Source organism: Streptomyces sp. NPDC017676, from assembly GCF_044329325.1.
In the GTDB taxonomy this organism is placed as follows: domain Bacteria; phylum Actinomycetota; class Actinomycetes; order Streptomycetales; family Streptomycetaceae; genus Streptomyces.
On record NZ_JBIRJA010000014.1, the window covers coordinates 166,560 to 189,093 of the forward strand.

General features: G+C 71.7%; 15 protein-coding genes and 1 pseudogene. 12 read left to right on the plus strand and 4 right to left on the minus strand.

The window, feature by feature from the left end; translation table 11 throughout:
* Nucleotides 1-367: 367 nt before the first annotated feature.
* Complete coding sequence (locus ACH4LD_RS29040; protein ID WP_398057121.1) at nt 368-931, minus strand: NADAR family protein; 564 nt, start codon at nt 929-931, stop codon at nt 368-370.
* 208 nt (nt 932-1,139) lie between these two features.
* Here ACH4LD_RS29040 and ACH4LD_RS29045 point away from each other — a divergent pair, with 208 nt between their 5' ends.
* The 8 genes from ACH4LD_RS29045 to ACH4LD_RS29080 all read left to right on the plus strand — a co-directional run bounded on the left by ACH4LD_RS29045 (nt 1,140) and on the right by ACH4LD_RS29080 (nt 10,797).
* Nucleotides 1,140-2,675, plus strand: a complete 1,536-nt coding sequence (locus ACH4LD_RS29045) for a gamma-aminobutyraldehyde dehydrogenase (RefSeq protein WP_132788798.1) — start codon at nt 1,140-1,142, stop codon at nt 2,673-2,675.
* Nucleotides 2,676-2,725: 50 nt separating this feature from the next.
* Nucleotides 2,726-3,973, plus strand: coding sequence for a spermidine/putrescine ABC transporter substrate-binding protein (locus ACH4LD_RS29050; protein WP_398057120.1), 1,248 nt, complete (start codon nt 2,726-2,728; stop codon nt 3,971-3,973).
* On the plus strand, nt 3,970-5,127 hold the full coding sequence (locus ACH4LD_RS29055) for an ABC transporter ATP-binding protein (RefSeq protein ID WP_398057119.1): 1,158 nt from the start codon (nt 3,970-3,972) through the stop codon (nt 5,125-5,127). The genes ACH4LD_RS29050 and ACH4LD_RS29055 overlap by 4 nt, the downstream gene beginning before the upstream one ends.
* The gene (locus ACH4LD_RS29060) at nt 5,127-6,056 is read left to right on the plus strand and encodes an ABC transporter permease (protein WP_132788795.1); all 930 of its coding nucleotides are present in this window, start codon (nt 5,127-5,129) and stop codon (nt 6,054-6,056) included. Before ACH4LD_RS29055 ends, ACH4LD_RS29060 begins: the two co-directional genes overlap by 1 nt.
* On the plus strand, nt 6,057-6,857 hold the full coding sequence (locus ACH4LD_RS29065) for an ABC transporter permease (protein ID WP_398057118.1): 801 nt from the start codon (nt 6,057-6,059) through the stop codon (nt 6,855-6,857).
* A gap of 38 nt (nt 6,858-6,895) precedes the next feature.
* Nucleotides 6,896-8,326, plus strand: a complete 1,431-nt coding sequence (locus ACH4LD_RS29070; RefSeq protein WP_398057117.1) for an NAD(P)/FAD-dependent oxidoreductase — start codon at nt 6,896-6,898, stop codon at nt 8,324-8,326.
* Nucleotides 8,327-8,441: 115 nt separating this feature from the next.
* Complete coding sequence (locus ACH4LD_RS29075) at nt 8,442-8,900, plus strand: hypothetical protein (RefSeq protein ID WP_398057116.1); 459 nt, start codon at nt 8,442-8,444, stop codon at nt 8,898-8,900.
* Nucleotides 8,901-8,985: 85 nt separating this feature from the next.
* Nucleotides 8,986-10,797 carry a chitinase gene (locus tag ACH4LD_RS29080; RefSeq protein WP_398057115.1) on the plus strand — a complete coding sequence of 604 codons (1,812 nt, stop codon included), beginning with the start codon at nt 8,986-8,988 and terminating at the stop codon, nt 10,795-10,797.
* On the opposite strand, the pseudogene ACH4LD_RS29085 reads toward ACH4LD_RS29080, so the two are convergent.
* Together ACH4LD_RS29085 and gabT are read right to left on the minus strand one after the other, a co-directional pair.
* A pseudogene (locus ACH4LD_RS29085) lies at nt 10,739-11,374 on the minus strand (phosphatase PAP2 family protein); the annotation flags it as partial. The gene ACH4LD_RS29080 and the pseudogene ACH4LD_RS29085 sit on opposite strands and share 59 nt — an antisense overlap.
* Before the next feature lie 388 nt (nt 11,375-11,762).
* The gene (gabT, locus tag ACH4LD_RS29090; RefSeq protein ID WP_398057113.1) at nt 11,763-13,097 is read right to left on the minus strand and encodes a 4-aminobutyrate--2-oxoglutarate transaminase; all 1,335 of its coding nucleotides are present in this window, start codon (nt 13,095-13,097) and stop codon (nt 11,763-11,765) included.
* 278 nt (nt 13,098-13,375) lie between these two features.
* On the opposite strand from gabT, the gene ACH4LD_RS29095 reads away from it, so the two are divergent.
* The 4 genes from ACH4LD_RS29095 to ACH4LD_RS29110 all read left to right on the plus strand — a co-directional run bounded on the left by ACH4LD_RS29095 (nt 13,376) and on the right by ACH4LD_RS29110 (nt 19,261).
* Entirely contained in the window at nt 13,376-15,535 is a 2,160-nt protein-coding gene (locus tag ACH4LD_RS29095) for an ATP-binding protein (RefSeq protein WP_398057112.1), read from the plus strand.
* Nucleotides 15,536-15,642: 107 nt separating this feature from the next.
* A complete protein-coding gene (locus ACH4LD_RS29100) occupies nt 15,643-17,220 on the plus strand; it encodes a PucR family transcriptional regulator (RefSeq protein ID WP_398057111.1) in 1,578 nt (525 codons plus the stop codon).
* 155 nt (nt 17,221-17,375) lie between these two features.
* Nucleotides 17,376-18,821, plus strand: coding sequence for an aldehyde dehydrogenase family protein (locus ACH4LD_RS29105; protein ID WP_103811120.1), 1,446 nt, complete (start codon nt 17,376-17,378; stop codon nt 18,819-18,821).
* 152 nt (nt 18,822-18,973) lie between these two features.
* Nucleotides 18,974-19,261: a hypothetical protein gene (locus ACH4LD_RS29110; protein ID WP_398057110.1), complete on the plus strand. Its 288-nt coding sequence runs from the start codon at nt 18,974-18,976 to the stop codon at nt 19,259-19,261.
* Between the two features lie 102 nt (nt 19,262-19,363).
* Here the strand turns inward: ACH4LD_RS29110 and ACH4LD_RS29115 are convergent, their stop codons facing one another.
* Complete coding sequence (locus ACH4LD_RS29115; protein ID WP_398057109.1) at nt 19,364-22,198, minus strand: glycoside hydrolase family 3 C-terminal domain-containing protein; 2,835 nt, start codon at nt 22,196-22,198, stop codon at nt 19,364-19,366.
* Between the last annotated feature and the right edge of the window lie 336 nt (nt 22,199-22,534).

A 22,534-nucleotide genomic window follows, 5' to 3' on the forward strand; every position in this document is an offset into this window, starting at 1 on the left:
CCGCCCGGCACCACCCGAGACCACCCCGGCGGCCGCCCCGGCACCACCCGGCAGCCACCCCGCCACCGCCAGCGGACCGCCAACCGCCGAAACCGCCCGGCACCACCCGAGACCACCCCGGCGGCCGCCCCGGCACCACCCGGCAGCCACCCCGCCACCGCCAGCGGACCGCCAACCGCCGAAACCGTCCGGCACCACCCGAGACCACCCCGGCAGCCGCCCCGGCACCACCCGGCAGCCACCCCGCCACCGCCAGCGGACCGCCAACCGCCGAAACCACCCGGCACCACCCGAGACCACCCCGGTACCCGCCCCGGCACCACCCGGCAGCCGCCCCGGCACCCCCCCCCGCCGAAGCGCCGCAGGCCTACGCTCCCGCGCCCGCCAGTCGCTCCCGGGCTTCCATCAGTGCGAAGCCCAGGAGGTTCAGGCCCCGCCAGCGCTCGGGGTCGGAGGCGGCCTCGTCGTCCGCTGCCAGGCCGATGCCCCATATCCGGTCCATGGGGCTCGCCTCCACCAGCACCCGCTCCCCGGTCCCCAGCAGGAACATGCCGAGGTCGTCATCAGCGGCGAACTTGTGCACGCTGCCCTCGACCACCAGCCGGAAGCGTTCCCGCGCCCACACCGCGTCGTCGAAGCCCCGGACCAGCCGGCCCACCTTCTTCGCCTCGGCGGGGTGCTCCACGGCCAGCACCCGGCGCTCGGCCTCGGCGTCCCCGAACAGCCGGGCCTTGCCCGCCATCATCCAGTGCTCGGCCGTCGCGTACCGCACGCCGTCCACCACGAACGGCGACGGCCACCACTGGCTCAGACAGCTCGCGCCGATCCGGCCGTCCGGCCGCGGCCGGTGTCCCCAGAAGTGCAGATACCTGATCCGGGACCCCGCCCGGACCTCCTTGATCAGGGCGTCCACCCCGTCGATCTTCCCCATGCACGCGAGTGTGGCACGCACCACTGACACTCCGTCCGCCCTTTTCCACCCCGACTCGACACCTGGTCGACAGATTCCGTCGCGTAACCAAAAGGCAACAACGGAATCACTTGTTGGCGTCCGCCCCCTCTGTCAGGATCGGCACTCAAATCGAGCTGGAGCCACGCCCCCCGCCCCTCGGGACGGGCGCACGGCGGAGGAGAGCGACATGCACAACCCGGGCACCGCCACCCCGGAACGATTCCCCGCACAGGACCGCCTCGCGGACGGCGCGCAGTTCATCGCGGGCCGGCCCGCCCACGGCACCTCGGGCCGCACCCACTCCGTGGTCGACCCGGCCACCGGCACCGAGGTGTACACGTACGAGCTGGCCGGTACCGACGACGTCGACGCGGCCGTCGCCGCCGCGCGCGCCGCCTTCCCGGGCTGGGCCGGCGCCACTCCGGGCGAGCGCTCGGACGCCCTGCACCGGTTCGCCGCCGTGCTCGCCGACCGCGCCGAGGAGTTCGCCCGCGCGGAGTCCCTCCAGTGCGGCAAGCCGCTCAAGCTCACCCGCGAGTTCGACGTGCCGGGGACCATCGACAACACCGCGTTCTTCGCGGGCGCCGCCCGGCATCTGCAGGGGCAGTCCGCCGGTGAGTACTCCGGGGACCACACGTCGTACGTCCGGCGCGAGCCCATCGGTGTCGTCGGCTCCATCGCACCCTGGAACTACCCGCTCCAGATGGCCGCCTGGAAGATCCTCCCGGCGATCGCCGCGGGCAACACCATCGTGCTGAAGCCCGCCGAGCTGACCCCGCTGACCTCGCTGCTGTTCGCGCGGGCCGCCACGGACGCCGGCATCCCGGACGGCGTGGTCAACATCGTCACCGGGACCGGCAAGGAGGCCGGTGAGCACCTCGTCGGGCACCCCGACGTGGCCATGACCTCCTTCACCGGTTCCACCGCCGTCGGCAAGCGCGTCGCCGAGATCGCCACCGCCACCGTCAAGCGGCTCCACCTGGAACTGGGCGGCAAGGCGCCCTTCGTCGTCTTCGACGACGCCGACCTGGAGGCCGCCGTGCACGGCGCGGTCGCCGGCGCGCTCATCAACACCGGACAGGACTGCACGGCCGCAACGCGCGCGTACGTGCAGCGCCCGCTGTACGAGGCGTTCGTGGAGCGGACCGCCGCGCTGATGGAGACCGTGCGGCTGGGCGACCCGTTCGCGCCCGGCACCGACCTCGGACCGCTGATCTCGCACGTCCAGCGCGACCGGGTCGCCGGTTTCGTGGACCGCGCGCGGGGCTACGCGCGCGTGGTGACCGGCGGCGAGGCCCCCGCGGGCGATCTGAAGGACGGCGCCTACTACCGGCCCACGCTGATCGCCGGCGCGGCCCAGGACAGCGAGATCGTCCAGTCGGAGATCTTCGGCCCGGTACTGGTCGTACTGCCGTTCGACAGTGATGATGAGGGCATCCGGCTGGCCAACGACACCCCGTACGGCCTCGCCGCCTCCGCGTGGAGCGGCAACGTCTACCGCGCGAACCGGGCCACCCGCGAGATCAAGGCGGGCTGCGTCTGGATCAACGACCACATCCCGATCATCAGCGAGATGCCGCACGGCGGCTACAAGGCCTCCGGCTTCGGCAAGGACATGTCGGCGTACTCCTTCGAGGAATACACGCAGGTCAAGCACGTAATGTTCGACAACACCGCGGTCGCCAGGAAGGACTGGCACCGCACGATCTTCGGGGACCGCTAGCGACGACCCGGCCACCGACCAGGCCGATCCTCCGAAAGGGCACCACGCGCATGGAGCAGTACGAGCCCGACCGCCTCACCCCGCCCCAAGTGGCCGCCATGCGGCGCAGCCTTCGCAACGGCAGGGCCGCCCTGACCCGCCGGTCGCTGCTGCGGGCGTCCGCGGGCGGCGCGCTCGCCGCCGGCGGCCTCGGGGCGCTGAGCGGCTGCGGAATCCCCGCCGCGGGCAAGACCCAGGGCGGCACCTCCTCCCAGGACCACTCCGCCCAGGAGAAGGTGGTGAACTTCTCCAACTGGACCGAGTACATCGACGTCGACGACAGCGGCAAGCACCACCCCACCCTGGAGACCTTCCGCCGGCGGACCGGGATCACGGTCAACTACACCGAGGACATCAACGACAACAACGAGTTCTTCGGCAAGATCAAGCCGCAGCTCGCCGCGGGACAGGACACCGGCCGGGACATCCTCGTCCTCACCGACTGGCTGGCCGCCCGGCTGATCCGCCTGGGCTGGGTGCAGAAGCTCGACCCGTCGAACCTCCCGCACGCGTACACCAACCTCTCGCCCCAGTTCCGCAACCCCGACTGGGACCCCGGGCGGGCGTACTCGTACCCCTGGCAGGGCATCTCCACCGTGATCGCCTACAACAAGAAGGCGCTCGACGGCATCGAGGTGAAGTCGGTCTCCGACCTGCTCGACAACCCCAGGCTCAAAGGGCGCGTGGGCTTCCTGTCGGAGATGCGGGACTCCGTCGGCATGACCCTGCTCGACATGGGCAAGGACCCGGCGAAGTTCACCGACGACGACTTCGACGCGGCGATCGCCCGCCTCCAGAAGGCCGTCGACAAGGGCCAGATCCGCCGCTTCACCGGCAACGACTACACCTCCGACCTGACCAAGGGCGACTTCGCGGCCTGCGTCGCCTGGGCCGGGGACGTCGTCCAGCTCAAGGCGGACAGCCCGGACGTCGACTTCGTCATCCCCGACAGCGGCTACATGACGTCGACCGACAACATGTGCGTCCCCAACAAGGCGCGGCACAAGACGAACGCCGAACGGCTCATGGACTTCTACTACGAGCCCGAGCAGGCCGCCGCGCTCGCCGCCTACATCAACTACGTGACGCCGGTCGACGGGGTGAAGCCGTACCTTGCGAAGATCGACAAGGACGCGGCGGACAACCCGCTGATCGTCCCCGACAAGGCCATGCAGGCGAAGTCCCACGCCTTCCGCTCCCTGAGCCAGAAGGAAGAGACGGCCTACGAAGAGAAGTTCGCGAAGCTCACAGGGGCGTGACGACCATGACGACAGACAACAGCGGCGACGTCCGCCTCTCCGGTATCAGCAAGACCTACGACAACGGCTTCACCGCCGTCCAGCCGCTCGACCTGACCGTGCCGCAGGGCTCCTTCTTCGCCCTGCTCGGCGCCTCCGGCTGCGGCAAGACCACCACCCTGCGCATGATCGCCGGCCTGGAGGAGCCCACGACGGGCACGGTCCGGCTCGGCGACCAGGACGTCACCCACCTGCCGCCGTACAGACGGCCGGTGAACACGGTCTTCCAGTCCTACGCCCTCTTCCCGCACCTCGACATCTTCGAGAACGTCGCCTTCGGTCTGCGCCGGCGCGGCATCAAGAGCGTGAAGAAGCAGGTGGAGGACATGCTGGAGCTGGTCCAGCTCGGCGAGCAGGCGCGCAAGAAGCCGCACCAGCTCTCCGGCGGCCAGCAGCAGCGCGTCGCCGTGGCCCGCGCGCTGATCAACCACCCCAAGGTGCTCCTGCTGGACGAGCCGCTCGGCGCCCTGGACCTGAAGCTGCGCCGCCAGATGCAGCTGGAGCTCAAGCGCATCCAGACCGAGGTCGGCATCACCTTCATCCATGTCACGCACGACCAGGAGGAGGCCATGACCATGGCCGACACGGTCGCCGTGATGAACGGCGGCCGGGTCGAGCAGCTCGGCTCGCCGGCCGACCTGTACGAGAACCCGCAGAGCACCTTCGTCGCGAACTTCCTAGGCACCTCCAACCTCATCGAGGCCGAGGTCGACACGAAGAACGGCGACGACATCGTGCTGAAGGCGGGCGGCGGCAAGCTGGTGCTGCCCGAGGCGCGGTGTTCCGCCCCGACGACGGCCGGCGGCAAGGTGCTGGTCGGCATCCGCCCGGAGAAGATCTCGCTCACGCACGCCGACGACGCGGGGGAGATCCCCGAGGGCCGCAACCGCCTCACCGGCAAGATCGCCGACGCGAGCTTCATCGGCGTCTCCACGCAGTACGTGATCGACAGCCCGGTCTGCGACGAGCTGGCGGTGTACGTGCAGAACGTCGAGCGGGACGGCCGGCTCGTCCCCGGCGCCGACGTGGTCCTGCACTGGAGTCCGGCGCACACCTTCGGGCTGGACGCCGCCCAGGACATCGACGCGGGCACCGAGGAAGAGGTCGCCGCCTGATGTCGACCCTCACCGAGGCGCCCCCGCCCCTCGCCCCCGCCACCCCGGAGAAGAAGCCCCCGCGCAGGCGCGGCCGGTTCACCCCGTACTGGCTGCTGCTGCCCGGCATGCTGTGGCTGATCGTCTTCTTCGCGCTGCCGATGCTCTACCAGGCGTCCACCTCCGTGCAGCAGGGCTCCCTGGAGGAGGGCTACAAGGTCACCTGGCACTTCGCGACCTACTGGGACGCCCTGTCCGCGTACTGGCCGCAGTTCCTGCGGTCCGTCTTCTACGCCGCCGCCGCGACCGTGCTGTGCCTGCTGCTCGGCTACCCGCTGGCCTATCTCATCGCCTTCCGCGCGGGCCGCTGGCGCAACCTGATCATGATCCTGGTGATCGCGCCGTTCTTCACCAGCTTCCTGATCCGCACGCTGGCCTGGAAGACGATCCTCGCGGACAACGGCGTGGTCGTGCACACCCTGAACTCGCTGCACGTCCTGGACCTCACCAACTGGCTCGGCTGGACGGCCGGCGACCGGGTCCTGGCCACTCCGCTCGCGGTCGTGTGCGGTCTGACGTACAACTTCCTGCCGTTCATGATCCTGCCGCTGTACACCTCGTTGGAGCGGATCGACGGCCGGCTGCACGAGGCGGCCGGCGACCTGTACGCCAAGCCGTGGACCACCTTCCGCAAGGTCACCTTCCCGCTGTCCATGCCGGGCGTGGTCTCCGGGACACTGCTGACCTTCATCCCGGCGGCCGGTGACTACGTCAACGCCGAACTCCTCGGCTCCACCGACACCCGCATGATCGGCAACGTCATCCAGACGCAGTTCCTGCGCATCCTGGACTATCCGACGGCCGCCGCCCTCTCCTTCATCCTCATGGCCGCGATCCTTGCCATGGTCACGCTCTACATCCGCCGCTCCGGGACGGAGGATCTGGTCTAAATGCCCTTCGTCACCTGGCTCAAGCGCCATCTCGTCGTCATCGCCGGACTGCTGACGCTCGCCTATCTCCTGCTGCCGAACGTCATCGTCACGGTGTTCTCCTTCAACAAACCGAAGGGGCGCTTCAACTACGAATGGCAGCGGTTCTCCACGGACGCCTGGAAGGACCCCTGCGGTGTCGCCGACATGTGCGGCTCGCTGTCCCTCAGCCTCCAGATCGCCGTGTGGGCGACGGTCGGTGCCACGGTCCTCGGCACGATGATCTCCTTCGCGCTGGTCCGCTACCGCTTCCGCGCGCGCGGCGCCGTCAACTCGCTGATCTTCCTGCCGATGGCGATGCCCGAGGTCGTCATGGCCGCCTCGCTGCTCACCCTGTTCCTCAACATGGGTGCCCAGCTCGGCTTCTGGACGATCCTCATCGCCCACATCATGTTCTGCCTGAGCTTCGTCGTCACGGCGGTCAAGGCGCGCGTGATGTCGATGGACCCGCGCTTGGAGGAGGCCGCCCGGGACCTGTACGCCGGTCCCGTGCAGACCTTCCTGCGGGTCACCCTGCCCATCGCGGCCCCCGGAATCGCCGCGGGCGCGCTGCTGTCGTTCGCCCTCTCCTTCGACGATTTCATCATCACCAACTTCAACGCCGGTTCGACCGTCACCTTCCCCATGTTCGTGTGGGGCTCGGCCCAGCGTGGAACGCCCGTCCAGATCAATGTGATCGGTACGGCCATGTTCCTGGTCGCCGTCCTCTTCGTGCTGACGTCGATGGTCGTCGGCAATCGCCGGAACAAGCAAAAGGCATAAGCCCTTTCCCGGAACATCCTCTGTAGGGAGTTGAAATCATGGCCCCGAGCGCCATGAGCCGTGGCAAAGACAACTGGATCGCCTCTCTCTCCGAAGCCCAGCCGGTCCCGTACTGGCTGGAAGACCCCGGCAAGCCACCCGCCGAGCCCGCCCTCACCGGCACCGAGACCTGTGACCTGCTGGTCGTCGGCGGCGGCTACAGCGGGCTGTGGACCGCGCTGAACGCCAAGGAGCGCGACCCGCGGCGCGATGTGGTGCTGCTGGAAGGCCGCGAGGTGGGCTGGGCCGCCTCGGGCCGCAACGGCGGTTTCTGCGCCGCCTCCCTCACGCACGGCCTGCCCAACGGCCTGGCCCGCTGGCCCGGCGAGATCCACAGACTGGAGGAACTGGGCCGGCGCAACCTCGACGGGATCGAGGCGGCGATCGCCCGGCACGGCATCGACTGCGACTTCGAACGCACCGGCGAGATCGACGTCGCGACCGAGACCTACCAGGCCCGGGAACTGCGCGACTGGCACCGGGAGCTGAAGGAGAAGGGGCTCGCGGACGGCATCGAGTTCCTGGACGCCGACGCCGTGCGCGAGCAGGTGAACTCACCCACCTTCGAGGCCGGCCTGTGGGACCGCCGGGGCGTGGCCATGCTCCACCCGGCCAAGCTGGCGTGGGGCCTGAAGAAGGCCTGCCTGAAGCTCGGGGTGCGGGTGTACGAGCACACACCCGCCCTGACCCTGAAGAGCTACGGGGCCGGGATGGCCGTACGCACCCCGTACGGAGCCGTCCGCGCCCGCAGGGTCGCGCTCGGCACCAACATCTTCCCGAGCCTGCTGCGCCGCGTGCGGTCGTACACCGTCCCGGTCTACGACTACGCCCTGATGACCGAGCCGCTGACCGAGGAGCAGCTCGCCTCGATCGGCTGGAAGAACAGACAGGGCCTGGGGGACTCGGCGAACCAGTTCCACTACTTCCGGCTGTCCGCCGACAACCGCGTCCTGTGGGGCGGCTACGACGCGATCTACCCCTACGGCGGCCGGGTCCGCGCCGAGTACGACGACCGGCCCGAGACGTACGCCAAGCTCGCGGGCCACTTCTTCACGTGCTTCCCGCAGCTGGAGGGCGTCCGCTTCACCCACGCCTGGGGCGGCGCGATCGACACCTGCTCCCGCTTCTCGGCGTTCTTCGGCACCGGCCACCAGGGCCGCGTGGCCTACGCGGCGGGCTACACCGGTCTCGGCGTCGGCGCGACCCGGTTCGGCGCGGACGTGATGCTCGACCTGCTGGACGGGGAGCGCACCGAGCGGACCGAACTGGAGATGGTCCGCAAGAAGCCGCTGCCGTTCCCGCCGGAGCCCTTCGCCTGGACGGGCATCGCCCTCACCAAGTGGTCCCTGGCCCGCGCGGACGCCCACGGGGGCCGCCGGAACCTGTGGCTGCGGACGATGGACCGGCTGGGACTGGGCTTCGACAGTTAGTCACGGGCTGACCCGGATCGCCGCAACAAGTCGCCCGAACCCGCGTAATGCTCCCCGGAGACCTCCCTCTCCCTCGTGACGCGACCGCGTCCACGAGAGAGAGGGAGGTCTCCTCATGACTGGGGCGAAGACGGCGGTCGAATGGCTGGCATCCGTCGCACCGGACCCCGAGGCCTGTCGCTGGGAGTGGGAACGCAACCCCCTCGGGGTCGCGCTGCTGCCCGCCGGCAAGGCGTGGGACGTCCTGATCCTGCCGGGTGCCCTCGGCTATCCGACCCTCGACGTGCTCACCCGGATCCTCGACCAGGTCGGCCCCGTGCTCGTCGACTTCGACGACGACCGGGTCGGGTTCCTCGTGCCCCCGGGCACCGCGGCCCGCTGGCTCGGCACCGGGATCAGGGCCGCCGGGGCCGGCACCTGGATCGTCGTGCCGTATCCGGGCCGGGCGACCCGGGGCGTGCGCTGGCTGGTGCCGCCGGACGGCTCGGGCACGCTGACCGACCCGGCGCTGCTGGAACTGGCGATGCACGAGGCGGCGGCGGGGGCGGCACGGGAGAGGCGCGAGAACGGGTAGCGCCCCGACACCTTGACAACCGGATTGGTCTGGACCAAGTTGTGTGCGCTCCGCCCCTCCAACTCCCCGGCACCCGGAGGCCCTTGTGGACCGCGCCAGACGCCCCAGATCCGCCCTCGCCGCGCTCACGGCCGCACTGCTGGCCCTGCCCGGCATCACCGCGCTCTCGTCGGCCGCCCACGCGGCCGACGCGGACGTCGTGGTCAACGGCGGCTTCGAGTCCGGCCTCACCGGCTGGACCTGCACCGCCGGTACGACCGTCAGCTCACCCGTGCACAGCGGAAACGCGGCGCTCCAGGCCACCCCGGCCGGCAGCGACAACGCCCAGTGCTCCCAGACGGTGACCGTCCAGCCGAACGCGCAGTACACCCTGTCCGGTTACGTCCGCGGCTCCTACGTCTACCTCGGCGCGAACGGCACCGGCACCACCGACGTCTCCACCTGGACCCAGTCCGCCCCCGACTGGCAGAAGCTGAGCACCACCTTCCGCACCGGGGCCGCCACCACCAAGGTCACGATCTACACCCACGGCTGGTACGGCACCGGCGCCTACAACGCCGACGACCTCACCCTCGTCGGCCCCGGCGGCAGCGGCACCACACAGCCTCCCGCCGCCCCGGCCGGCCTGAGAACCACCACCGTGACCTCGTCCTCGGTCGGTCTGTCCTGGTCCGCGGTGACCGGCGCGACCGGCTACGCGGTCTACCGCGACGGCACCAAGGTCCAGACCGTGACCGGCACCTCGGCCACCGTCTCCGGCCTCACGGCCTCGACGGCGTACAGCTTCCAGGTCAGCGCGGTGAACGACGCCGGCGAGTCCGCGAAATCGGCGGTCGTGACCGCGACGACCAGCCCCGGCGGCGGTGGCGGCGGATCGTCCGACCTGCCCGCCCACGCCCTCGTCGGCTACCTGCACGCCAGCTTCGCCAACGGCGCCGGCTACACCCGCCTCGCCGACGTCCCCGACAGCTGGGACGTCATCGACCTGGCCTTCGGCGAGCCCACCTCGGTCACCTCCGGGGACATCCGCTTCAACCGCTGCCCGGTCACCGAGTGCCCGAACGTGGAGAGCGACGCCGACTTCAAGGCGGCCGTCAAGGCCAAGCAGGCCGCCGGCAAGAAGGTCCTGATCTCGATCGGCGGCCAGAACGGCCAGGTCCAGCTCACCACGACCGCGGCCCGCGACACCTTCGTCTCCTCCGTCTCGAAGATCATCGACACCTACGGCCTCGACGGCCTGGACATCGACTTCGAGGGCCACTCGCTGTCCCTGAACGCGAACGACACGGACTTCAGGAACCCGACCACCCCCGTGATCGTGAACCTCATCTCGGCGCTGAAGACCCTGAAGGCCAAGTACGGCGCGAAGTTCGTGCTCACGATGGCCCCGGAGACCTTCTTCGTGCAGAACGGCTACCAGTACTACGGCACCGGCAAGTGGGGCGGCCAGGACCCCCGCTGCGGCGCCTACCTCCCGGTCATCCACGCCCTCCGCGACGACCTCACGCTCCTGCACGTCCAGGACTACAACTCCGGCCCGATCATGGGCCTGGACAACCAGTACCACTCCATGGGCGGCGCCGACTTCCACATCGCCATGACCGACATGCTCCTCACCGGCTTCCCGGTCGCCGGCGACCCGAACAACGTCTTCCCGCCGCTGCGCCCCGACCAGGTCGCGATCGGCATGCCCGCCTCGACCAACGCGGGCAACGGCTACGTCTCCCCGTCCGAGGTCACCAAGACCCTGGACTGCCTGACGAAGAGGACGAACTGCGGCTCGTACGCCACCCACGGGACCTGGCCCGCGCTGCGGGGCCTGATGACGTGGTCGGTGAACTGGGACCGCTACGCGAACTGGGAGTTCCAGAAGAACTTCGACGCGTACTTCGGCTGAGCACGAGGGACAGGGCGGCCAGCAGCACCGTGCTCAGGCACCAGCTGGCCACCACGTCCAGCGGCCAGTGCCAGCCGTGGCGGACCAGGCCGTACGACACCCCGAGGACGAGGGCCGCACACCCCGCGACCAGGACCCGGCGGGCCGCGGGGGAGCGGAGCCAGGGCAGGAGGAGCAGGGTCGCCGAACCGTACGCGACCGCGGCCGTCGCCGTGTGACCGGACGGGAAGTAGCCGGTCCCCGGGGGCACCACCGGTGTCCCCGGCCGGGCCGTCCACTCCTTCAGCGGGACGACGACCGCCGGGACCAGCGCCATCAGCACGGCCGCGGCGAGCGGTGGCAGCCACCACCGCCCGGCACCGGCGGCCCGGCCCCGCCAGGCCACGTACCCGAGGGCCACGGCGAGCGCGGGGAGGGCGACCTGGACGTTGCCGAGGTCGGACAGCAGCTGGGAGAACCGGTCCGGGTGGACGAGGGCCCGGCTGGCGTCCGCGTCCAGCCGGAGCAGCGGCCCGTCGGCGACGACCTGCCAGGTGACGAGGGCGAAGGCGAACGCCGGGAGGACCAGGAGCAGCATGAGCCCAGCTTGGCAGACGGTCGCGGGGAAGGAGGTCGGCCGCCCCGGAACAGGGGGGGTGGTTCCGAGGCGGCCGTCCGGACCGGAACGTCGCGCGCCCCGGGGGGTTTGGGGCGGCGACCGTCCGATCGGTGAGGAGATCCCGGAGCCGTCAGGCGCCGGTTGTGTGCGCGAGGGCACGACCAGGTCGAAGCTGGGGAGGCCCCGGCCCGGTGTCCGCCCGCGGTCCCCCGCGGGCGGGTGTATCTCTCATCTGAGGAGAACCTACGGCAGGCGGCGGCGCTTTGGCAGACGGAATCCGCTCCCGTCATCCACCCCGCACACCTTCTTCACACGGCCTGCCGCAGGCGCCGTCAGAGGTGCGGACCCGGTGCTCAGATGCGCGGGCTCAGATGCGGGCGAACCCCTGCTCGATGATGTCGAGGCCCTCGTTCAGCAGGTCCTCGCCGATGACGAGCGGCGGCAGGAAGCGGAGCACGTTGCCGTAGGTGCCGCAGGTCAGGACCAGCAGGCCCTCGGCGTGGCAGGCCTTGGCGAGCGCCGCGGTGGCCTCCGGGTTCGGCTCCTTGGTGGCGCGGTCCTTCACCAGCTCGATCGCGATCATGGCACCACGTCCGCGCACGTCACCGATGATGTCGAACTTCTCGGCCATGGCGGTGAGGCGACCCTTCATGATCTCCTCGATGCGCTTGGCCTTGCCGTTGAGGTCCAGCTCCTTCATCGTCTCGATGGCGCCGAGCGCACCGGCGCACGCGACCGGGTTGCCGCCGTACGTACCACCGAGCCCACCGGCGTGCGCGGCGTCCATGATCTCCGCGCGGCCGGTCACGGCGGCGAGCGGCAGACCGCCGGCGATGCCCTTGGCGGTGGTGATCAGGTCCGGGACGATGCCCTCGTCCTCGCACGCGAACCACTGCCCGGTCCGGCAGAAGCCGGACTGGATCTCGTCGGCGACGAAGACGATGCCGTTGTCGGCGGCGAACTGGCGGATGGCCGGCAGGAAGCCCTTGGCGGGCTCGATGAAGCCGCCCTCGCCGAGGACCGGCTCGATGATGATCGCGGCGACGTTGTCCGGGCCGACCTGCTTGGTGATCTGGTCGATGGCCTGCGCGGCGGCCTCCGGGCCGGCGTTCTCCGGGCCGGTCGGCCAGCGGTACGCGTAGGCGACGGGCACGCGGTACACCTCGGGCGCGAACGGCCCGAACCCGTGCTTGTACGGCATGTTCTTCGCCGTCAGCGCCATCGTGAGGTTGGTCCGCCCGTGGTACCCGTGGTCGAACACCACCACGGCCTGCCGCTTGGTGTACGCACGCGCGATCTTGACGGCGTTCTCGACGGCCTCGGCGCCGGAGTTGAACAGCGCGGACTTCTTGGCGTGGTCACCCGGGGTCAGCTCGGCGAGCGCCTCCGCGACCTCCACGTAGCCCTCGTACGGGGTGACCATGAAACAGGTGTGGGTGAAGTCGGCGAGCTGGGCGCTCGCGCGGCGCACCACGGCCTCGGCGGAGGCGCCGACGCTCGTCACGGCGATGCCGGAACCGAAGTCGATCAGCCGGTTGCCGTCGACGTCCTCGATGATCCCGCCGCCCGCGCGCGCGGTGAACACGGGCAGCACGGAGCCCACGCCCTGGGCGACCGCGGCGGTACGGCGGGCCTGCAGCTCCTGCGACTTCGGGCCGGGGATGGCGGTGACGACGCGGCGCTCCTGCGGAAGTGCGGTCATGGGGGCTCCCTGATGATCTTGCGTACCGGGCGGTCCCGGGCGGTTCCGGGCGGTGCGTTTTCGGACGCATACCTTCTTTTCTCGCAGGCTAAGACCGGTTCCGGAAGGTGGGCATGCTCCATGTGGGCGTTGTCGGCGATCCCCGTTGTCCGCCGTGGACATAGCCCGGCCGGGCGGGTACGGCTCCTTACGGCCACGTAAGCGGTGAACTCCCCCTGCCGGGGCGTTAGATTGACTCGCTGACGACGGACGGAACGGCTGGTCAGGGGGCAAGGTCGATGGACAGCGACGCGCCGCGCGACACCCGCGGCACCCACGCGAACCCGCTACCGCGGCCTATGGCGGCGCCAGAGGGGGTGGGGGTACCGCCGATGCCGCCCGGGGTACCGCCGATGCCCGACGGGTCGGCCTTCCTGACGTGGTTGCGCGCTCCCAGGCCGCAGGCGGCCCCGGGAATCTGGCGATTCCGCTATCGGCCACGGCCGGAGGTCGAACCGAAGGAGACACCCACGCGGCAATTGCTCGGTGGGGCCGTGATCGCCCTCTTGTGCGGGTGGCTGCTGTGCTCTCTGTTGTGGAACGGCTACCTCGGCGGCTTCTGGCAATGGCCGTGGTACGTGCTCGCGCCGGATTCCTGGGTGAAGGGCGAAGCCGGCCAAGTGGGCGGGGCCGCATCGTGGCTGTACACGTGGTTGGTCTTCGGTGCGATCTTCGCGTTGTTCGGAAAGATCGGGCACTGGGGTGAGCTCTGGCGCCGCTACGGTGCTCCCCTCCTGCGCGCCGCTGTGCCCGCACTGCGTTCGGCCGTGCCTGCCGGTCGCGGCACCATTCCCACCGCCGACGCACCACCCACCCCCGAACAAGACCCCGCCGAATGGCCCCAGCTGCGGCAGGCCGGGGCTCATGAGGCTGCTGCGCGGCTTGCCGGTGAGGCGAAGGCCGGGCTCATGCGGGATGTGGATCACGCGCGGATCAGCAGGGCCTGGCAGGGCGTGCGGTCCGGCCGGCACAGCCTGGCCGGCTTCACCGGCGCCGTACTGAAGGACGGCGCCGCCGCCTGCCCGCACCCCTCGGGCGAGCGCGACCTGCCCGCCCGGCACGCCCGCCACGACCTGCTCACCGGACAGGTCCGGCTCGGCACCACCGCCGACGACCCCCGCAACCCCTACCACTACCGCGGCGCGGGCCTCGCCCTCGGCCCCGATCTGCTCGGCACCTCCCTGCTCGCCGTCGGCCCGGCAGGTTCCGGGAAGACCGGTACCGTGGTGCGTCCGCTCGCCGAGTCCCTGTGCCTGCACGCCCTGGCCGGCCGGGCGTCGGTCGTGGTGGTCGGCGCGGCGGGCGCCGGGCTCGGCCCGGCCGAGTCCTACGACGTCGTCGTCCGCGTCGGCCACCCGGAATCCGTGTACGACCTCGACCTCTACGGCGGCACCACCGATCCCGACGAGGCCGCCGCCATACTCGCCGAGGCCCTCGTCGGTGACCTCGCGGACCCGCACCCCGGCAGCGACAGCCGCCGCTCCACCACCGTCCTCGCCCAGCTGCTCGGCCCGTTCCGCGCCGTCCACGACCGTTTCCCGTCCGTACCGGAGCTGCGGCAGCTGCTCGACGGCGCCCCCGGCCCGCTGGCGGCGCTGCGCAAGGGCCTGACCGACACCGGGCACGCCTCCCTGCTCAGGGAACTCGACGCCCGGGAGCGGCAGATGGCCCACCCGGGCGACGTCGGCACGGTGCTCGCCGACCGGATCGCCCTGCTCGACCGGCCCGCCTTCGCCACCTTCTTCGACACCTCAGGACAGAGCCGGCCGTTCTCCCTGAAGGCTCTCGACCACCCGGTCCGGGTCCGCATCGACCTGCCCCAGCGCGGTCACGCCGACGCCTCCCGGATCCTGGCCCGACTGGTGCTCGCCCAGTTCACGGCCTCCGTGACGGTGCGGGAGGACCGGTCGCTCTTCGCCTGCCTGCTGCTCGACGACGCCACCGGGGTCGTCACCCCGGAGGCCGTACGCGGCATCCAGCGGCTGCGCAGCGCCAACGCCGGCACGGTGCTCACGCTGCGCACCCTGGACGACGTACCCCGGTCGCTGCGCGGGCCGCTGCTGGGCGCCACGGGCTGCCGGATGGCGCTGTCCGGGCTCACCCCCTGGGACGGTCAGGACTTCGCCGAGGTGTGGGGCAAGGAGTGGACCGAGACCCGGGACGTCACCGACCGGCAGATCATCGCCGAGACCCCGGCCGGCAAGGCCGTGCACATGCTGCGCCGGGTCATCACCGGCCAGGCGCCCACCGCCCGTGCCGTCACCGTGCGTCAGGTCGAGCGGGAGCGGTGGTCGGCTTCCGAGTTGGCTCATGGGGTGCCGCCGGGGCACGCCGTGTTGTCGTTGACCACCGTGGAGGGGGAGCACGCGCCGCCGTTGCTGGTGGATCTGCGGGGGTGAGGGGCCAGCGCGGGATCGTACGGTGAGGCAGAATCGGGGTGGGCCGTTCATACACGGCGGCCAAAAGATCACCGGGATCGACGGATCTCCCTCACCGTGAAGGCCCCATGCCCCCGACTCTCGCCTCGCTCGTCCACCACTCCGCGCTCAAGCTGACCGTGCGCGCGGGCGAGGACCGTCTGGACGTGCCCGTCCGCTGGGCGCACGTCAGCGAGCTGGCCGACCCCGTCCCCTACATGGAGGGCGGCGAGCTGCTGCTGATCACCGCGCTCAAGCTGGACGCGGAGGATCCCGAGGCCATGCGGCGGTACGTGCGGCGGCTGGTCGGCGCGGGGGTGGTCGGGCTGGGGTTCGCCGTCGGGGTCAACTACGAGGAGATCCCCGACGCCCTCGTCGGCGCCTGCGCGCAGGAGGGACTGCCGCTGCTGGAGGTGCCCCGCCGCACCCCCTTCCTCGCCATCAGCAAGGCCGTCTCCGCCGCCATCGCCGCCGACCAGTACCGGGCGGTCACGGCAGGCTTCGCCGCCCAGCGCGAGCTGACCAAGCAGGCGCTGAACGCCGGCCCGGAGGGGGTGCTCGGCGCGCTCGCCGCCCAGGTGGACGGCTGGGCCGCGCTGTACGACGCCTCGGGCGCCGTCGTCGCCGCCGCGCCGGAGTGGGCCGGCCGCCGCGCCGCCCGGCTCACCACCGAGGTGGAGCGGCTGCGGGAGCGGCCCGCGCCCGCGTCCTCCGTCGTCGGCGGGCCCGAGCACGAGGACCGGGTGGAGTTGCACAGCCTCGGCACCGGCCGCCGCCCGCGCGCCGCGCTCGCCGTGGGGACGGCCGCCACGCTGGGCACCGCCGAGCGGTACGCCGTCCACTCCGCCATCGCCCTGCTCACCCTCACCACCGAACGCTCCCGCTCCCTGCACGCGGCCGAGCAGCGCGTCGGTGCGGCGGTGCTGCGCATGCTCCTCGCGGGCGAGCCCGACCACGCCCGGGCCGTCGCCGGGGACCTGTACGGCGGGCTGCTGGACGCCCCGTTCCGGCTGATGGTCGCCGAGTCCGGGTCCGGCCCGGCGGGCGAACCGCTGGGCGAGCTCGCGGAGACCGTGGAGAGCGCGGCGGCGCGGGCCGGGGAGGCCGTACTGGTCGTGCCCGAGGGGGAGCGGCTGGTGGTGCTGGCCGCCGACGAGGGCGCGGCGGTGGCCGCCTGTGTCGATCACGCCGCGGTGCGGGAGGCCGACCGGGCGATGGGCGAGCAGGGGCGGACGGAGGAGGACGCGCTGGTCGTCGGCCTGTCGGCGCCCGCCGGGCCGATCGCGGCGGCGGCGGCGTACAAGCAGGCCGAGCAGGCGCTGTCGGTCGCGCGCCGGCGGGGCCGGGTGTTCGTGGAGCACGAGCAGCTGGCCGCCGGGTCGGTCCTCCCACTGCTGGCCGACGACGCGGTGAAGGCGTTCGCCGACGGGTTGCTGCGGGCGTTGCACGAGCACGACGCCACCGGCCGGGGGGACCTGGTCGCCTCGCTGCGGGCGTGGTTGTCGCGGCACGGGCAGTGGGACGCGGCGGCGGCCGACCTGGGGGTGCACCGGCACACCCTGCGGTACCGGATGCGCCGGGTGGAGGAGATCCTGGGGCGCAGCCTGGACGACCCCGATGTGCGGATGGAGCTGTGGCTCGCCCTGAAGGCGACGTCCACGGAGTAGCGGGGAGCACCGAGCAGCGCCGAGTAGTCCAATCAGTAGTGCACGGTCCGTCCACTGCTACGACTCGGACAAACGCCCCCCGGCCGCCCCCGCCCTACCGTGGACCACGCAAGCCAAGCGACACACCCCCAACGCGGAAGGGCCGGGACTCGTACATGACTTCCACCCATGCCTTCTGGCTCGCCGGCCGCCAGGCCACCGGCGAGGACACCTTCGACGTCACCTCCCCGTGGGACGGCCGGCTCGTCGGCAAGGTCAGCGTGCCGACCGACGCCCAGGTCGAGGAGGCCGTGGCCGCCGCGTACGCCGTCCGCGAGGACTTCGCCGCCACCCCGGCGCACGTCCGCGCCGCCGCTCTCGACCACGTCAGCAAGCGGCTGGCCGAGCGCACCGAGGAGATCGCCCAGCTGATCTCCGCCGAGAACGGCAAGCCGGTCAAGTGGGCCCGGGGCGAGGTCGGCCGTGCCGTCTCCGTGTTCCGGTTCGCGGCCGAGGAGGCCCGGCGGTTCAACGGCGGCGAGGCCCAGCGGCTCGACACCGACGCCGGCGGCCAGGGCCGGCTCGCGCTCACCCGCCGCTTCCCGAAGGGTGTCGTGCTCGGCATCGCGCCGTTCAACTTCCCGCTGAACCTGTGCGCCCACAAGGTCGCCCCGGCCATCGCCGCCGGCGCCCCGATCATCCTGAAGCCGGCCCCGGCCACCCCGCTGTCCGGCCTGATCATCGGTGACCTGCTCGCCGAGACCGACCTGCCGGCCGGGTCGTGGAGCATCCTGCCGGTGCCGAACGACAAGATGCCCGCCCTGGTCCAGGACGAGCGCCTGCCGGTCATCTCCTTCACCGGTTCCGAGAAGGTCGGTTACGCGATCATGGACTCGGTGCCGCGCAAGCACTGCACGCTGGAGCTGGGCGGCAACGGAGCCGCGGTCGTCCTCGGCGACTACGCCTCCGACGCCGACCTGGACTGGGCCGCGACCCGCATCGCGACCTTCTCCAACTACCAGGGCGGCCAGTCCTGCATCTCGGTGCAGCGCGTGATCGCCGACGCCTCCGTGTACGACCGGCTGCTGCCGCGGATCGTCGCCGCCGTCGAGGCCCAGGTCACCGGTGACCCGTCCGACCCGAAGACCGACGTCGGCCCGCTGGTCAGCGAGGACGCGGCCAAGCGCGTCGAGTCCTGGGTCAAGGAGGCGGTCGAGGCCGGCGCCACCCTGCTCACCGGCGGTGACCGTGACGGCGCCTCCTACGCGCCGACCGTGCTCACCGACGTACCGGCCGGTGCGACCCTCTCCTGCGAGGAGGTCTTCGGGCCCGTCCTCACCGTGCAGAAGGTCGACGGCGAGGCCGAGGCGTTCGCCGCGGTCAACGACTCCAAGTACGGCCTCCAGGCGGGCGTGTTCACCCACGACCTCCAGGTCGCCTTCCGTGCCCACCGCGCCCTGGAGGTCGGCGGTGTGGTGATCGGCGACGTCCCGTCCTACCGGGCCGATCAGATGCCGTACGGCGGTGTCAAGCAGTCCGGCGTGGGCCGCGAAGGCGTGCGGTTCGCGATGGAGGACTACACCTACGAGCGCGTGCTGGTCCTCACCGGTCTCGCGCTCTGACCTGCCACGGACAGGTCAGGAACGGAACGGCCGCAGCCCGCTGTGCGGGGGCTGCGGCCGTTCGCCGTTTTCTCTCGCCGGGGCAATCCGGAAGGGCTTCGCGGACGTACATGAAGTAGGGCCGCATCCCTGAGGGAAGAAGGAGGGCCATCATGCGAGCATCACGCGCGAGGCGCCTCGTCGCGGCGTCCGCGGCCGGCCTGGTGATGGCCGGCGGCGCCGCGATCGGTGCAGCAGGCACGGCTTCGGCGGCAGCCCCTGCCGTACCCACCCGGGTCACCGACGACTGGTGCTGGGGCCAGGACGGCTGGAACTGCTTCGACCACGGCTTCGACCATCGCTTCGGTCACCGCTTCGACCACGGCTTCGGTCATCGCTTCGACCACGGCTTCGATCACCGGTTCGGCAACGGAGGCGCCGTGATCATCGTGGTCCGCTAGCGGTGACAGGGCACGTCCCCCGCCTCCCGACACACCGAAGGGGCCCGGCGCCGCTGCCTTCCGGCGCCGGGCCCCTGCCGGGTGCCGGTCTCCTCCGGACCCTCAACCGGAGAAGCCGACGTGCGCGAGCCGCAGCGGGCCGCGCAGCCTGAGGCGGACGTCGTGGACGCCGTCGGCGACCAGCCCGGCGGCCACGTCCGTGTACGCGTACGGGCCGTCCGTGGGCGTGTCCAGGGTGAGCGCCGCCAGCACCGGGCCGCCGTCCAGGGCGAGTTCCAGGGTGCCCTCGCCCGCCACCCGGACGGTCATCTCGCGCGCACCGGTACCGAAGTCGCAGGCGCGGTAGACCAGTTCGGCCGTGCCGTCGTGGGCCGGGGTCACCGCGTCGCCCGCGGTCCTCGTCCGGTCCACGATCGCGACGCCGGACTGCTCGTCGAAGCCGGCGCCGGCCAGGCCCCGTTCGAGCACCGGGCGGGGGGCCGGGGGCCGGCCGTCGACGTGGACGGTCGTCCGCAGGCGCACGTCCTCGCTGGACGCCCCCAGCAGCAGTTCGTAAGAGCCCTCCTCTAGGCGCCATCCGTCCTCGGCCACGTCCCAGAACTCCAGTGCGGAGAGCGGCACTTCGAAGGAGACGGCGGCGGTCTCGCCGGGGTCGAGCGTGATCCGGCGGTGCGCCAGCAGCTCCCGGCGCGGGCGGGGCACCGACGGGTCCATCGCCAGGCCGTAGAGCTGGACCACCTCGTCCGCCGTCCGGTCGCCGGTGTGGGTGACCGTGCAGCGGACCCGCACCGAGCCCGCCGCCACGGCGGCCGCCATGTCCGCGTAGGCGAAGGACGCGTACGACAGGCCGTGACCGAACGGGAAGAGCGGCGTGCCCTCGAAGTAGAGGTAGGTCTGGCGGCTGCCGATCACGTCGTAGTCCAGCAGGTCGGGCAGGTCGGCGTCGGAGGCGTACCAGGTCTGGGGCAGGCGGCCGGCCGGGGAGACGTCACCGGCCAGCACCCGGGCCAGCGCCGTGCCCGCAGCCTGGCCGCCGTGTGCCGTCCAGAGCGCGGCCGGCAGCCGGGCCGTGTCCACCGCGTAGGGGTACGCCGACACCAGCACCAGCACCGTGCGCGGGTTGGCGGCGAGGGCCGCGCTCAGCAGCCGTAGCTGGTGCTCCGGCAGCAGCAGGGTCGTACGGTCCTCGGTCTCCCGGCCGTTGATGTGCGGGTCGTTGCCCGCCACCACCACGACGACGTCCGCCGCGCCCGCCACCCGGGCCACGGCCTCCTCGCCCCGCTCGGCCGTGACGACCTCGAAGACGTCGCCGGTGCCGGCAACCTTCACGCCGTCGGCGGCGACCCGCACATGACGACCCGTGCCCAGGTGCTTGAGGAGGTGACCGCCACGGTGCGGTTCCAGGCGGAACGTCTCCTGGACGACCCAGCCGCCGGGCTGGTCGGCGGAGGCGCGCAGGTAGCCGTCCTCGGCGACCGAGAGATAGCGGCCGTCGGGGGCGCGCAGCGTCAGCACGCCCTCGCCCCAGTCGGCCAGCGCGAACTCGCTGCCGGTCGCGTCCGTGGTCAGCGGCGGCAGATCGGTGCGGCCGGAGAGCAGCGCGGGGTCCAGCGCGCCCTCGGCGCCGCGCGCCCGGTCGGGGACCTCGGCCGGTGGCACGGACAGGAACGCGCCCGCCGCCGTGCGCAGCCGGACGCGGTCCACGCCCTCCGCGAACTCCACCCGTTCCGCGCCGAACCGCTCGTACAGGCCCTCCAGGGGAGTGGAGCGGTGGATCAGGGTGCCGCTGTACCAGTCGAGCTTGCACTCGTCGGCGAGCAGGCCGACGACCGCGATCCGGGTGCCGGGGGCCAGCGGCAGCAGGCCGTCGTCGTTCTTCAGCAGGACGACCGCCTGCTCGGCGGCCTCCCGTGCCAGCTCCCGGTGGGCGGGGGTGTCGAACGCGGCCGTGGCCGTGTGCGGGTCGTGGCGGGGGTCGAACTCGCCGAGCCGGAAGCGGACGGAGAGCTGGCGGCGGACCGCGGCGTCGAGGTCCGCCTCCGTCAACAGGCACCGCTCCACGGCCCCCTTGACCCGCGCGGTGATCAGGGAGGGGTCCGTGCCGTGGTCGGTGAAGCTGTCCACGCCGGCCAGCAGGGCCGCCGCGGTGGCCTCCTCGTGGCTGTCGAAGTAGTGCTCGGCGTCGACCAGGTTGGAGGGCGCGCCCGCGTCCGAGCAGACCAGCAGTTCCTCGTCGGTCCAGGTGCGCAGATGCTCGCGCAGGTACGGGGAGACGTGGTTGGGGCGGCCGTTGACCAGGTTGTAGGCGGGCATCACCCCGGCCACCGCGCCCGCCTCGACCGTCTCCTTGAAGGCGCGCAGGTCGTACTCGTGCAGGACGCGCGGGCGCACGGACGCCGACGAGGTGGCCCGGTCCGTCTCGTTGTTGTGCGCGAGCCAGTGCTTGAGCACGGGCGCGGTGCGCCAGTACAGAGGGTGTTCGCCACGCAGGCCGCGGGTGTACGCCGTGGCGATGGCCGAGGTGAGCTTCGGGTCCTCGGAGTAGCCCTCCTCGTTGCGGCCCCACAGCGGGTGGCGCAGCAGGTTGACCGTCGGGGACCAGACGTTGAGGCCGACCCGGTCGTCACGGGCGCGCATCGCCCGGGCCTCCCTGGACACCGCCTCCCCGACGCGCCGCACCAGGTCCGGGTTCCAGGTCGCGCCGAGGCCGACCGCCTGCGGGAACACCGTCGCCGGGCCCATCCAGGCCACGCCGTGCAGGGCCTCCTGGCCGGTCCGCCAGGCGGCGATGCCGAGCCGTTCCACGGCGGGCGCGTACTGGTGCAGGAAGGAGATCTTCTCGTCCAGGGTGAGCCGCGTGAGCAGGTCGTCGATGCGCTTCGCGAACGGCAGGTGCGGATCGCGGAAGGGCGGCGTGGACGGCGGGTCAACGGTCACGAGAGGTTCCCCTTGCGGACGGAGCGAGGCGACGCTTTCGAAGCGCTTCGATGCTCAGTCGACCGGAGCGGGAGTGTCAAGGTGCCGGACCGAAACAGGACCGACTTTCCGCCGGGACGGCAAGGCGTGACCAACTCCTGCACAGCTCTGGGGAGATCGGCAGGAATCTTGGGAACGACCCTTGTGCGCCCCCACGTGTTCACTTAACCTCGCAGCAACTTCGAAGCGCTTCGACTGCCTCGACCGCCTGTGACGGCAGCGCGCTTCCGCTCAGCCGGATCCACTGAAGACACCGCAGCCGACGGCCCACCCGCCGGGTGTCCTGGTGCGCCATGA